This is a genomic window from Brevibacillus borstelensis (genome assembly GCF_036700025.1).
Lineage (GTDB): Bacteria > Bacillota > Bacilli > Brevibacillales > Brevibacillaceae > Brevibacillus > Brevibacillus borstelensis.
In genome coordinates, this window is record NZ_CP144922.1 from 5132915 (window position 1) to 5147424 (window position 14510).

Genomic DNA, 14510 nt, shown 5'->3' on the forward strand with positions numbered 1-14510 from the left:
AGATTAGTGCCTGCAACCAATTTTTTGAGCTGTCATAGCAACGCCAGAATGTAAAGCAAAGGAGGTGTCCCTTGGTACCAAAGACACCTCCAACAATTGCAAAGCATACTGGTATTAACGTCAACATTACCCCCGACATTTGCCGGGGGTGTTTATATTTTTCTTTTATTCCTTCACATTGCCTTAAGACAACCTTCTCAAAGCTTGAGCCACTCCGCAAAATACGTCTCCGTCACCGGAAAATACGCTGTGGCGAACCGGACAAACTCCTTTGTATCCACCTCTTGGTAGGAATACCGCTCGCAGTAGGCCTTCAGAAAACGCCAGCCGTCCTCTGCAGTGCCATAGGTGGAGATCAGCTCCCATAGACGCAGGGGCGGCACGGAGTAGAAATAAGCATAGGTTTCGCCCTCGTATTGGTCCAGCGGCAGGTTTGACGGTTTATCAACGGCAGCTCGGGCGGCCTGTTTCATGGCGGCAAACACTTCGTCCTCCGATTGCTTCCGGTAGTCGAGGAAAAACATCGCGGAAGCCAGCTCGGTCAAGCCTTCATCCAGCCATCTGTCATGATAGGCGTCATTGGCGATCATGCCGTAGAACCACTGGTGCCCGATCTCGTGGACGACTGTATGCTCCAGCGACGAGCCGGTCTTGTTCGCGGCTACCGCGACCACTCCGGGATACTCCATATCCACCCTGCCATCGAGCAGAATGTCCAGCTGCTTGTGCGGGTACTTGCCGATTTTCTCTGAGAAAAACGGAACCGCTTCCGCCGCTGTCCGCAGGGCTTCCTCCATTTTCTGCCGATTTGCCTCCTCGCCGATGACGCGTATCTGTACGCCATCCACCGTTTCCGAAATGGACGTGACATCTTTGACCACGGCAGCAAATGCTTCCCGGACGCGTGAAATGGCAACCTCGCCGCTTTGCCGCGCTTCCGCCGGGTCTTCGTCCGAGGAGCTGACGAACTGATAGCCGGGCGGCAGTTCGTAGGAAACGGTGAAGTCGGAGTAGCCTGTATGATAAGACTCCCCGTTGATCCGGTACTCTTGCTTGTTCCAGCCATTGCGGTACGTGGCGAGCATCGGATAAGCCTGGGCCAGAAAATAGCGCTGCCCCATTTTGTCGAAGCGCAGTCCTTCTTCCGGCACAGTAAACGAGTACGATACGTGCACCGTCCTGACTTCGCCCGGAGCCATTTTCTTATCCAGCGGAATCGCCAGTGTATCGGAGGAAAGCTGGTATGCCGCCTGCTTTTGATCCAGCTCGACCTTGTCAATGCTCACATCGGTAGTGCCCTTCACCGCTTCAGGCTTGTTTTGTTTCGTAAAAACGTTGGGGATAAAGTAAAACACCAGCTGATCCCAGTTATCTTTGGAGAGGTTCTCCACCCGTATGTCCGCTTTCGCCGCAAACCTTCCTGATTTGTCCATGCGGAAAGACAGTTGATAGCTGGCCTTGCTGCCCTCCGGTACGGGCTCGGGAGCAAAGCCGGTCAGGTCGCCAGCTGCTTTCTCCTGCTTAGGAGGCGTCCCCGTTCCCTCTTTCCCCTGATTGGACCCTCCCTGTGCCGGGTCTGGATTTGCAGATGGCACTGGCTGTTCACCGGGTGCTTGCCCGGGTGCGGCCCCTTGCTCAGTCGAGGATGCTTGCCACAGCCGAACCGCGCTGACCGTCGCCCCGGCCACACTGCCGATGAGGAGCACTGCCATCATGACGCGCAGCACACGCTCTGTCCGCCTGCGGTTTTTCTGGGAACCGCGCAGCCCTTCTGCCGGACGGAACCGCACGGCCATGACGGCTGGGAATATAGCTCCAAGCACCCCTACCAGGACGGGAATCAGCCCGGCACTGAGCAAGAGCCACATGTCTTCCGCCGGAAACTGCCGGTACAGTACGGCAATCACGAGCACTCCCAGCCCGATCCCGCCGATAGCAGCCAATAGCCCGCAGAGCAGCCCTTCCGATAGAATCAGGCGGAATATTGCTCCATTGCGCCAGCCCATCGCTTTGAGCAGCAGCAGCTCCGCTTTTCGATCCATGACGTTCTGCCAAATGATTTCCGCTGTCGTCAACACGGCGATCACCAGCGCGAGCACCATCGCCACGTAATGCTCCTGCCCGATCTCCACTGCCACATATTGCCCGAGCCATGACGTATACATCATCCCTTGCAGGCGGAAAGTGACGAAGCCGAAAAACACCAAAAGACCGGTCGGCACCGCGATGGCAAACACGGAAAGGAGGCTGCGGCGAAAGCGAAGCAGCAATTGGCCAAGCGCCAGCGAGAAGCTGCTTTGCACCCGAATCAGGCGGCGTGAACCCGGCTTTAGCTCTCCCGTCCGCATGAGCACCAACGGGGATACCCTGCTAACGAAAAAAGCAGCCGGAATCGCAGCCAGTACGTAAATAACGATCCCGCACAAACCGATGCCGATCACACGCTCTAATGGAACGTTTGCTCCCTGCTGCAGAACAATCGTCCCGACAATGGCCCAACTGATGAGAGTCACAATGCCTCCCAAGAGGCAAGCCTCCAGAAACAGGATTCCTGCCACGTGCCCGGGACGCCACCCGACTGCCAGCCACAGTCCGAATTCGTTGGTACGGGCGTACAGCGTCACCAGGTTAGTCGCAAAAACGTAGGTGACAGCCATCAGCATGACAATGCCCATGATGCCGGAGAAGCCAAGCGAAACCTCGCGAAAGAGCGTAAACACGCTGCCCAGCTTCACAAAAAATTGCTCGATCCAGCCCATTGCCGGATAGCTGCCGTTGGCGGGAACATGCACAAGGACAGGCTGCGGCGAGGAACCAAGCGTAATGTCGGCGATCAGCCCGGTTCGCTGCTCAATCTCCCTGGCCACTTCCTCCAGCTTTTGCTGGCTGGCTTCGCTGACACCCTCCACTCCCTTTACCTTGATCCGAATCGATGCGATCGGCTTGTCTCCCATCAGCTGTGCCGCTGCATCAATGGTCGTGAGCATCAGGGGCGGATTGGTGAGCAAACCAAACGGGTTGAGCGAAGGACGAACGGAAACAGGCGGATTCACCGGCCTTCCGTCTTTGTCCAGGACCAGGCGAGCCTCCGCAGGCCGATACGTTTCCATCGGCAGCTCGTCAATCGGATCTTTGGAAATGGCCAGCTTCTCCGGGTCGTAAAAGCCTACCCAATACGGCTCGATCAGGTGGCTCCAGTTCCAATTGTCCACGAACCGGAAAGGGCGAAAGGAATAGCGGAAATCGTCCGGCATGTACCCGTAAAACTCTTGTATGTCCTTGGGAATCTCCGGCTTGACAGCTTTTACGCCATAAGCGTAGTTCCAGCGCTCCGGATAGGGACTGGCTGTCTTTTCAAATGCAAGCGGGCCCGGCTTATCATTTAGCGTGTTGCTCATGTAGGCCCAGCGATTGTTATTTTGATAGCGGAGAAACGGTTTTCCCGTTTGGCTGTCAACTCCCGAAAGACTTGCGAACAGCAGTGCATGGGCTTCTTTGGAACCGAAGGCGTATTCGATCGGCTCTCCTTCCGTCTCTAACTGATCCAGATACGACGCGCCGCCCTTGCTCGCGACCTCCTTCATGGTCTGGTCGGCCTCTTCCCTGGTGGAAAACGGCAGCTTCAATCGTTCATATCTGCTCACAAAACTGAAATCGGCGTCTATCCGGTTGCTCATCAAAATAGGGAGCTTGGTCACCTTATGCCCTTCCCCGGCATCGTCCGTCTCCGCTTTGTCTTTCTCTGTGAAATAGCGGCTTTCCCCGATTGGCATGACAGCCTGGTCTAATCCGACCAAACGCGCTTCTTCCACGGGATCAATGCCCACCAGAAGTTGATTGAAAAATCCCCAGAGATCGAGGATCCATGACTCTACACCATAAAGTCGGCGTGTTTCTTCTTCGTCACCGGGCATACTCCAAAGTCCATTTGTATAATATCGGGTACGTTCAACTGAAGGAATGACATGCACTCCGTCGTTACTGTAGGTTACCATAACGTGGCGATAAATCCCCGGCTCTTTTGGCTTTTCAATTACTTTTCCATACGTAAATGTGGTCCCCGAATAGCCAATCGGCGCAAGCGGAGCGGCAACCTCCACGTCCGGCAAACTCTTGATCCAGGCGTAGTCGTCGAGACTGATCCCCCCGTACAACCCGTTCAAATAATTCGGCTCCAGCAGTTGGTCCTGTTCCGTCACGCTGCGTGTCCCTTCCGGCCGAACCACGATATGGTACGCGGCCTTCCAGCGCTTTTGCAAAATTTCCTGGGTTGTCCCGTTGTTGCTCTCGGTGACGCCCACAAAATAGCTGAGCGTCGAGCTGATGATGAGCATGCCGACGAGCAGCAAAAGAAAGCGCTCCGGGTGGCGCCACCAGTTTTTCCATATATAACGAATCATGAGCTCACCTCATCGTGTCGGCTATCATACTGCCATCCCGCATTTCGATCCTCCGGTCGGTCCGGCCAGCCAAATGCTCGTCATGGGTGACAAAGACAATCCCGCTTCCATGCTCCTGCTGATATTTTCGCAACAGTTGAAAGACCATCTCCCCGTTGTTCGAATCGAGATTGCCTGTCGGTTCGTCGGCCAGCAGCCATTTCGGCCGATTGACCAAAGCCCGGGCGATTGCCACACGCTGCTGCTCGCCACCGGACAATTGAGAGGGCAAGGCATTCTGTTTATGCGATAGGCCCACCCAATCAAGCAGCTCCTGTGCCCTGCCCTTTTTGTCGTAGCCGACTTTTCGCGGAAACAAGGGGGACATGACATTCTCCAAAGCCGTTAGCGTCGGGAGCAGATGAAAGTGCTGGAATATAAAGCCGATCTGGGCAAAACGGAAGTCGGCCAGCGCATTTCCTCTCAGCTTGCTGACATCCACATCGTCGTAGAAAATAGTCCCTGCAGTAGGCACGTCGAGCGTTCCGATCAGTTGCAGCAAGGTGGATTTTCCGGAGCCTGACGGACCGACGATGGCCGTAAACTCTTTATGATGCAGGGTAAGATTTACATCGCGGAGCGCGGTGGTTGCTACTCCGTCACCGCTATAGGTTTTGGCAAGGTTTTTGATTTGGATGGTCATGGTCATGGCGTCACACTCCTCTGCTTTTTCATCTGTAGCTTTCAGGCCGCATTTTCCGGAAAGCCGATGCGGTTTTATCGTGCGGATTGCTCTTCATCGGGTCATTGCGGTAAGCAAAGGTACTGCTCACATACGGAACCTGTTTTCCATCTGTTTCATTTCCATGTAATAGCAGAGTAGTCCAATCCCCAGAAATTGTAAATACCTTATTCGTCCTGCTCTTGTGGCAGAAATGGTGAACGCTCCCGAGAACAGTCGGGAGCGCCTCTTATGTATGGAAGGTTGATCCACCTGGTTTCCTTTGATCCATGCAACAGCCGGATAAGTCCGCGACCGTTCTTCCTAACCCACTTTAACGACTGGCATATTGAACATGGATTCGATATCCCGATAGTCTTTCACTTGCTTGATGTCACGGATCATTCTGTTTTCACCGACCAAAATAGCAGTCGGAACGGTATGAATCTGGTATTTCTGCATGATCTCCTCTGAACGGATGAGATGAATACCCTCCGGAATCTCCATGCCCTTTTCATAGTAGATCGGGTTTGCGACCACAATAATCCTCACATGCGGATACTGGTTTCTTGCATGCTGCAGCTCCGATATGACAGCCTTGCAGGTCCCGCAATGATCATTTGTAAAAAGCAGCAACGTTTGTGCTATCTGTTGATCATTCAGTTCGACGATGTCTCCCTGCTGATTTTTTTCCCGAAAGAACGGCGCTGAACCGCCAATGGATAAGGACGCCATTTCCACCTGTTTGTCGCTGATTCGAAACCGGTTTAAAAATTGAACGACCAACCGAATAAAGAAAAGCAAGATGATGGATTGAACAAACACAACAACCCACAGCAATACATTCGAGATCGCCAGACTATTCATTTTGATCCCCCTTCTCTGCTTACTGCCTCCGCAAAAAGAGCCGAACCTTGACATATATTTCCCAAACCCCGTTGATCATCGCAAGAAACAACAAGGCCACCCACGCCATCAGCACATTTTGGATAACGGAGAGGTTGAATAACCGGCTAACCTCGCCTATCCACAAGCTTTCGATGCTGCCCCATTGGGACGGTGAAAAAAACACCCACCCTGCCAGCAGCATCAACAGCAGATTGCGAACAACCAAAAGCCACGAAATGCGATGATTGCCAGCCACACCGCCGCAGCCGCATGAAATCTCTCTTCGTCCGCGAAACAAATTCAGGGCAATCGCAAACGAATAGAGGATCAGCAACAGAACGGCAAGAGAAGCGCCAAACGTTTGGAACAACCCCAAAAACAGCAATACCCCCGCCAAAAGCTCTACCGCTGTCTCCGCACGAACGAATAAATGGATGGAAGAGGCGGGAAGAATGCGATACTCTTTCACGATCACGCTATGCTCCTGCATGTTTTTCCACTTGCTCATGCCTGTACTTAAAAAAAGCGTGCCAAGAAACACTCGCAACACAAATGTCAGCTCGTCCACCCGACTGCCTCCCTTTCCCCTTCCCTTTCCGATGAGAACCATTGCGCCTGCATCTGGTACATCTGGTAATACTCCTGTCCAAGCGCCATCAATTCCTCGTGGGTGCCCATTTCGACGATTTTCCCTTCCTTCATGACGATGATTCGGTCTGCCATCCTCGAGGCGGCCATCCGGTGGGAAATAAAAATCGCGATTTTGTTTTCCGTAAGCAGCTTGAACTTGCTGAAAATATCCATTTCCGCGATCGGGTCCAGCGCCGCTGTCGGTTCGTCCAGAATGACTACTTGACTGTCACGAAAAAGCGCCCGCGACAGCGCCACCTTCTGCCATTGCCCGCCGGAGAGGTCTTCCCCGTCGGCGAGCAGCCTGCCCAAGTAAGTCTCATACCCTTCCGGAAGCTGGCGAATGAAGGCGTCCGCCCCGCTCAGCTCTGCAACTTTTCGGATGCGGTCCAGATCATCTATCCCCGCGATGTTGCCAATCGCGATATTTTCGCGAACCGACAGATCATAGCGAATAAAATCCTGGAAAATTACAGTGATATTTTTATGCAGCTCATTTTCGTCGATGTCCGCAATGCTTCTGCCATCGATTTTGATTTGCCCGCTCGTAGGAGGATAAAGCCCCATCAGGCACTTTACCAATGTGGTTTTCCCCGAGCCATTCTGACCGACAATCGCAATTTTTTCATGCGGGTGGATATGAAAGGAAATGTCGGAAAGAACCTCTTTATCACCCTGTACATAGCGAAAGGAGACCTGATTGAATGTGATCCCCTGCCGGATCGTGGACGGAAAAGGCTCGTTTCCGGCAGCAATCAGGATTCTCTCATCCTCGCGCTCAAAAAATTGATAGAAGTCCTTGATAAACAGCTTTTCTTCATATAGTTTGGCAAACAGCATGGAAATTCTCGTGAACGTTTCCTGCGCCCCCTGGACCGCCTGTATGATTGCGACGAATTCGCCAATGTTCATTTTTGCTGTCCGGGCCAGCCATATGACCGAGACAGCGATTCCCATGTAAAAGAAAGCGGAAAACGCCTCCAAGCCCACTTCGGAGCCCTGCTGCTTCTTTTCCAGGCGAAGCGTTTCTCCCGTGTTCTGCATAAATTTTTCCGCCCATCTCTCGCGAAAAAAAGAAGCCAGGCCGAACAATCTGATTTCCTTTGCCGACTTGCGATCCTGCAACAGATACTTGTAGTAATCTGCCGCACGGGCTACCGGGCTTTGCTTGAGATGCAGGCGATATCTCCTCTGGCCGAACTTCGCCTGGATATAAAAGATAGGGATCGTAGCCACCAGACTCAGGATCACCAGGCGCCAATCGATCACAATCAAAAAAAGCGCGTAGGAAAACAAGCTGATGCCGGCTTGCAACATATCAATGACACTTCGCACCGGAGATAAAAATCTGGCTCCCCCGCCCGAGATGCGCTGCAGATGATCATGGTAGTCGGGCAGGTCAAAATACATGACCGGAACAGACGAGGTTTTGTCCAAAATCATCTGCTGCACGTCGAAATCCAACGTGCATTCCATTTTCTTATCCAGGTATTCCCGAATATTTTTAACTGCTGATGATAGAATACTCAGCATGAATTGTCCAACCAACAACAAGAGCAAAAGTGCGTATTCCTTCGTGCTGCTTTGAATAAACCGTGTGACCTCGTTGATCAGTTCCTTTGACACCCATAAGGTGAGAAACGGGAAACAACCGGTTACGACGCTCAGTGTGACAGATAGGAAGAGCCACCACTTTCCTTTTTGCCACACGTACCGTAATGCCTTGGCAAGATATTTATTGTCCATCTTTTCCACCTGTCTCAAGGCTGACGCGAATTTGTTCGACATACTTCACCAAAAAATGAACCAGCAGAAACTCGCGCTGTATAACCCCTTTTGGATCGATGACAAAGAAAGTGGGAAACCTCGTGATGCCCAATCTTTTTAGAACCGCTTCCTTGACCGGAACAATCTCGGCCCATTTGCTATAGTCGGCCCGGAATTTTTCAAAGTAATCAGCCTGATCTGCTTCCGCCAGGCAGACAAACGGAATTTGCAGACTCCGATTCTCTTTCAAAAATTCAGCCAACGCCTCATGACAAGGATGGCAGGTAGGCGATGAAACCAAAAGGACCGCGTACGTATCTTTTACGACATCAGGCAGCTCAATCGCGTCATGGATCGGCATGCCTACAGAGTGATTCACGGTTTTCGTTTGCTGTGCAGGTTCCGGAAGGTAGGAAATCTCCAGCTTCAATCTTTTTACATAGTTTAAGATATTCAGCGATAAAAGAGTCCATCCCAAGGCTAAACCTATATACGCAGCGATCATGTCTACCCCCAAAAGAATGGCTGTTGCCACTTGCCAATGATGAAAAGGAGGCCACATCTGAAGGCTCTCCTTTTCATCAGCAATGCAACTTATGAAATTTCCCTATGAAAGCAAATCTGTCAACTCTTGCTCATCCAATCAAATCTAGCAGCATCTTACCTTTGACTCCGAACACCGTTCGCCATTTCTGGTGTCGTATGTGTACTTGATGTAGGTTTTGTTTCCCGTAGTTTGGCAACCGGACCAAGTGACATACTCGCAAACATACTTCGGGCCAGCAATGAAGCCGGAGTCAGCGCAAGGCACGTACATTGGCGACACGCCAAACAGATTGGAAATTTTTTGGAACATGATGATTCACCTCCCTGATTTTTATACTAGTACAAAAATACTGAATTGTAAATAAATTGAATCTATTCATTTATTTACAATTTCTATCATTTTTCGACATATCCTTGCTAGATTTTAATCATCCCACCATGTACGGGATGAAATCCTTTTGCCAGAGAACGTTTAAAACATGAAAAACACCCCTTAACGCAGCAGTGGCTTACTGGTTACCCAATGGCTGCTGATCAGGAGTGTCTTTATCCTTCTTCTTTATTATGTCAGGTCTTCAAATCACTTTGTTCTTTTTCAAATCAAGCCTAACCGCTGGAAAATCGTATCCACATGCTTCAAATGGTAGCGGTAATCGAAACAATCATCCAGCTCTTCCTTGCTCAGCGTCGAGGTCACGGTCTCGTCCTCCTCCAAAATCGCTCGGAAGGAACGCTGCTCTTCCCATGCCTGCATCGCCCGCGGCTGTACGGTGTCGTAAGCCTGTTCGCGGCTCATGCCCTTTTCGATCAGCTTCAGCATTACTTGCTGCGAGTAGATCAGGCCAAATGTGCGGTCCATGTTGCGCTTCATGTTTTCCGGGAATACAGTCAGGTTTTTCACGATGTTCATGAAGCGGCGCAGCATGTAGTTCAGAAGTTGTGTTGCATCCGGCAAAATGACGCGCTCGACCGACGAATGGGAGATGTCGCGCTCATGCCAGAGCGGAACGTTCTCGTAGGCGGAGAGCATATGTCCGCGAATCACGCGGGCCAGACCGGAGATGTTCTCGCAGCCGATCGGGTTGCGCTTGTGCGGCATCGCGGAAGAGCCTTTTTGGCCCTTGGCGAAAGCCTCCTCCACCTCGCGCATCTCGCTTTTTTGCAAACCGCGAATCTCGGTGGCAAACTTGTCCAGCGAGGTGGCGATCAAAGCCAGTGTCGCCATGTACTCCGCATGACGGTCGCGCTGCAGGGTCTGGGTGGAGATTGGCGCCGGTTCCAGGCCAAGCTGCTCGCATACGTACTTCTCGACGAACGGGTCGATGTTGGCGTAGGTGCCGACAGCGCCGGAGATTTTGCCGTACGCGATTTCTTTTTTCGCCGAGCGGAAACGGGCGAGGTTCCGCTTCATTTCCTCGTGCCAGAGCGCCAGCTTCAGCCCGAACGTAGTCGGCTCCGCGTGGACGCCGTGGGTGCGGCCCATCATGACGGTATCCTTGTGCTCCCGGGCCTTGTCTGCCAAAATCTGAATGAAGTCCTCCAGGTCCTTTTCCAGAATCTCGTTTGCCTGGCGAATCAGATAGGAGAGTGCCGTATCGACGACATCGGTAGAGGTCAGGCCGTAGTGGACCCATTTTTTCTCCTCGCCCAGCGTCTCCGACACAGCACGGGTAAAGGCCACCACGTCGTGACGGGTTTCTTCCTCGATTTCATAAATACGCTTGATGTCAAAGCCGGCGTTTTCACGCAGCTTTTTCACGTCTTCGGCGGGGATGACGCCCAGCTTGGACCACGCTTCGCAAGCGAGAATCTCTACTTCCAGCCATGCCTTGAATTTGTTTTCCTCTGTCCAGATGGCACGCATCTCCGGTCTTGAATAACGTTCGATCATTGTTGTCCCTCCGCTTTATTCGTCCATATTTCCAGCCGTTCGATTTCTGCCAGCGCCTCTTCCACTGTGGGCGCCAGTACGTTGATATGGCCCATTTTCCGCTTGGGCTTGCTGTCCGCTTTGCCGTACAGATGCAGCTTGGCGGTACGGGGCAGGCGTTCGATCCGCTCCAGCACAGGCTCCAGGTGCTCTCCCAGTATATTGGCCATGACCACCGGTGACAAGAGCTCCGTCGATCCCAGCGGCAGATTGCAGACGGCCCGCACATGCTGCTCGAATTGCGATGTGACGCAGGCGTCCATCGTATAGTGTCCGGAATTATGCGGGCGAGGCGCCAGTTCATTTACATAGAGTTCCCCGTTTGCTGAAAGAAACATCTCGACGGCGATCAGTCCGACCACGTCGAGCTTTTCCGCGATGGTGCGGGCGATCTCTTCAGCCCGTACGCGCACCTCTTCGGGAACGCGGGCCGGTACGATGGAGAGGTGCAGAATATTGTCCACATGCACGTTTTCCGCCGCCGGGAATACAGCCAGCTCGCCGGATGGATTGCGGGCGGCGATGACGGACAGCTCCATGACAAAGGGGACGAATTTTTCCACGATCAGCTCTGTCCCTGCTTTGGAAAGCGTTTCGTACGCTGTGTCAATCTCGTCCATGGACCGCAATACCCACTGTCCTTTCCCGTCGTATCCGCCGGTTGCCGTCTTCATCACCGCTGGCAAGCCCAGTTCCCCTACGGCCTGCCGCAGGCTGTCTGCGCTGTCGACGACGCGAAACGGCGCGACCGGGATGCCCAGATCGCGGATCGCTGTCTTCTCGCGAATGCGATGCTGCGTAATGCGCAGCAGGCGGCTTCCCTGTGGCACATAGGAACGGGATTCCAGCACCTCGGCCACCTGCGCGTCCACGTTTTCAAATTCGTAGCTGATGACATCGCTCGCCTGGGCAAGCTCCAAAGCCGCCTCCACATCGTCGTAGCGGGCGACAATTTGTCTGTCTGCGGTCTGTCCGCACGGCGCATCCTCCGTCGGGTCCAGCGTAACGAATCGATAGCCCATGGCTCGTCCAGCAAGTGCGATCATGCGTCCCAATTGACCTCCGCCCAAAATGCCAATGGTCGCTCCGGGCTTTATCGGATTGTTCTGTTTCGGTAGTGTCTCGGTTCGTTTCATCATGCCAGATCACTATCCCCCAATACCTTGTCGCGCACGGCCTCTCTTCTGGCCACGAAGCGCTCCTGAATTTCGGGGTACTTGATCCCGAGAATTTGCGCGGCCAGCAGTCCCGCGTTGACTGCACCGGCTTTGCCGATGGCAACGGTAGCCACTGGTACACCGCCCGGCATCTGGACGATCGAGAGCAGAGAATCTAGTCCGTTCAAGGTAGACGATTTGACCGGAACGCCGATGACAGGGAGTTCGGTCTTCGCTGCCACCATGCCGGGCAGATGGGCCGCACCGCCCGCTCCCGCGATAATGACTTCCAGCCCCCGCTGCTTCGCCCCTTCGGCATAGGCAAACATCAAGTCAGGCGTTCTGTGAGCGGATACCACTTTCTTTTCATACGGAACCTGCAGCTCCTCCAGAATAGCGCAGGCATCCTGCATCGTTTCCCAATCCGACGTACTGCCCATGATGACACCAACCAACGGTTTGACCATTGTCTACTTCGCCCCTCTTCCGTCAATGTCCTATCTTATCATAGAAAACGGGGCCACTGCTTCACATAGAAATGAACTTTGGCCACTCGTTTCACGCCCATTCAACGACAAAACCCAACCGATCCTTTCACAATCATGAACAGGAGCGCCTGGGCTTGCTATCTTTTTCAACATGTTTAGTGTAACAGGGGAAAAGCTGGACTGTCAACAGACAAACCGAACGATAAACAATGGTAAATGAAATAACATTCGCCTTTAGAACATCCGAGAAAGCCTTCCTCTTTTCATCCAGGCATCCGCCTCGCTCTTTTTTTCCAAATCCAGCCTGAGCCAGTAGTCGACAAACGGCGCCGCATTCTCTCCGGCAGCTTCTGAGAGCATTTTGACAAGCTCCCCTCCAGTTGCCTGGCTGTATTGATGGTTTTGGACGTACTCGCGCAACATTTGATGCAGCCGGTCTTTCCCCCACTCCGACCGCAGTGTCCACCACATCATCCCGCCTCTGGCATAGACCAGATCGCTGTAGCTCTTCCAGTCGGGAAAACGGTCCAGCGGCAGCCAGACATCCAATCCTTGTTTTGCGTAGGCATCCGACTGCCTGGCCCGTTCCCTCCGGTAGGCCAAATAGCTTCCGCCGCCAGACACCGGACCATCCTCCAGGAACGCCATCGTGGCATAATCGGCGAGGCTTTCGTCTACCCATGCCTCGCGAATCTCGTCGCTCCCGACCAGACCGTAGAACCACTGATGGGCCGTTTCGTGCGCCACTACCGCTGTCCCCATCCCGTTTGGACCATATTGTGAAGCAAAAAAGTCCCCCTGGATAAAGGAAATCCCGGGATACTCCATCCCTCCGAAAAAGCCTCCTGTCTTGACCACGTCGTATTCCGAATACGGGTACCTGCCAAACTGCTGGCCAAAATAGCGGATTGACTCGGCCGCTGTCTCGTGAAGACGGGCTACTGTTTCCGGATCGTCCCCCTCCTGCCACCATGTCCGGATGGTGGTCCCGTTCACCTGACTGGTCGTCTGCCTGTAGCTGTCATCCATCACGACCAATGCAAAATCCCTGATATTCCACGCATCAATCTCGTAGGCTGCTTCTTTTTGCGGACGTTTCCGCGTGACGACAGCCTGGCTTTCCGTCCCGCTCGTCGCCAAAAGGTAGCCCTCCGGCAGATGGACCTTCAGATGGTAATGAGCCATCTCGCTATAGAACGGGTCGCCCATCGGATAGTACGGGTCCAACCGCCATTCTCCCTTTTCGCGCACTGCCAGCATCGGCAGCCAATTGCCCAGCCACATGGCGTGACCGTTGTAGGACAGGCGCCCATTGTTGCGAGGGAGTTTGAGCTGAAATTCAATCTCTACTTCCCTCAGGCGGGAGGTTTGCTTGCCGGATTGAACCGTTCCAGCGGACCTGACATCGGACTGGTTCGGGTTTACTTGCTCTTGTGTAATTTGCTTATCGCTGGTCTGCCTGGCGTTGGTCTGCTCTTCATTGCTTTGCTGCTCTTCATTGCTTTGCTGCTCTTCATTGCTTTGCTGCTCTTCATTGGTCAGCCGCTTTTCATTCGTCTGCCCGCCATTGGTCTGCAAAGTCTCAGGCAACGCTACCTGCAAAATGTTCTCCGTCGGTCCCGCCGTCCGAAATGCAGCAGTCTTTCCATCTGCACGGACATCCATGATCCGCATTCTTCCCGGTTCTGTCTGCTTTCCGAGAATCTGCTGCCAGTTGGGATCGCTCAAATCTGCCTGGGGATGAAACGCATTGGGGTACAGGTGAAACATCGCCTGACTGTCCGTTGAAAAAAATCGAACAGACAGCTTCCCGGAAACGGTGTGATTTTTCGGATCAATCCGGACGTCTCCGGTGTACGTCGTATGCGCCGGAATCTGCTCCGGCTTCACGGTATCGGCCCTCGCCTGATCCTTCCACGGCTGTGCCAACAGAAGAGCCGTCAAACCTGCCCCTGCTGCTGCCAGGAGCATCCATCCCTTCCGTCTCATGAGCGATCCCCCTCA

10 protein-coding genes are annotated in these 14510 nt (G+C 53.2%); all 10 read right to left on the minus strand.

Annotation, left to right across the window (positions count from 1 at the left end; genetic code table 11):
- Window positions 1-197: 197 nt before the first annotated feature.
- A complete protein-coding gene (locus V5G20_RS24590) occupies window positions 198-4400 on the minus strand; it encodes an FtsX-like permease family protein (RefSeq protein ID WP_338462591.1) in 4203 nt (1400 codons plus the stop codon).
- Between the two features lie 4 nt (window positions 4401-4404).
- On the minus strand, window positions 4405-5088 hold the full coding sequence (locus tag V5G20_RS24595; RefSeq protein ID WP_122957559.1) for an ABC transporter ATP-binding protein: 684 nt from the start codon (window positions 5086-5088) through the stop codon (window positions 4405-4407).
- Between the two features lie 336 nt (window positions 5089-5424).
- Window positions 5425-5967 (minus strand): TlpA family protein disulfide reductase, encoded by a 543-nt coding sequence (locus tag V5G20_RS24600; RefSeq protein WP_170208345.1) that lies wholly within the window; start codon window positions 5965-5967, stop codon window positions 5425-5427.
- 19 nt (window positions 5968-5986) lie between these two features.
- On the minus strand, window positions 5987-6556 hold the full coding sequence (locus V5G20_RS24605) for a MauE/DoxX family redox-associated membrane protein (protein WP_024984808.1): 570 nt from the start codon (window positions 6554-6556) through the stop codon (window positions 5987-5989).
- Entirely contained in the window at window positions 6544-8364 is a 1821-nt protein-coding gene (locus V5G20_RS24610) for an ABC transporter ATP-binding protein (RefSeq protein WP_251256006.1), read from the minus strand. The genes V5G20_RS24605 and V5G20_RS24610 overlap by 13 nt, the downstream gene beginning before the upstream one ends.
- A complete protein-coding gene (locus tag V5G20_RS24615) occupies window positions 8354-8947 on the minus strand; it encodes a TlpA family protein disulfide reductase (protein WP_003389488.1) in 594 nt (197 codons plus the stop codon). Before V5G20_RS24615 ends, V5G20_RS24610 begins: the two co-directional genes overlap by 11 nt.
- Before the next feature lie 579 nt (window positions 8948-9526).
- Window positions 9527-10822, minus strand: a complete 1296-nt coding sequence (purB, locus tag V5G20_RS24620) for an adenylosuccinate lyase (RefSeq protein WP_003389489.1) — start codon at window positions 10820-10822, stop codon at window positions 9527-9529.
- Window positions 10819-12000: a 5-(carboxyamino)imidazole ribonucleotide synthase gene (gene purK, locus V5G20_RS24625; protein WP_003389490.1), complete on the minus strand. Its 1182-nt coding sequence runs from the start codon at window positions 11998-12000 to the stop codon at window positions 10819-10821. Before purK ends, purB begins: the two co-directional genes overlap by 4 nt.
- Entirely contained in the window at window positions 11997-12485 is a 489-nt protein-coding gene (purE, locus tag V5G20_RS24630) for a 5-(carboxyamino)imidazole ribonucleotide mutase (protein WP_003389491.1), read from the minus strand. Before purE ends, purK begins: the two co-directional genes overlap by 4 nt.
- Before the next feature lie 255 nt (window positions 12486-12740).
- Window positions 12741-14495 (minus strand): M1 family metallopeptidase, encoded by a 1755-nt coding sequence (locus V5G20_RS24635; RefSeq protein WP_171506111.1) that lies wholly within the window; start codon window positions 14493-14495, stop codon window positions 12741-12743.
- Window positions 14496-14510: the final 15 nt, after the last annotated feature.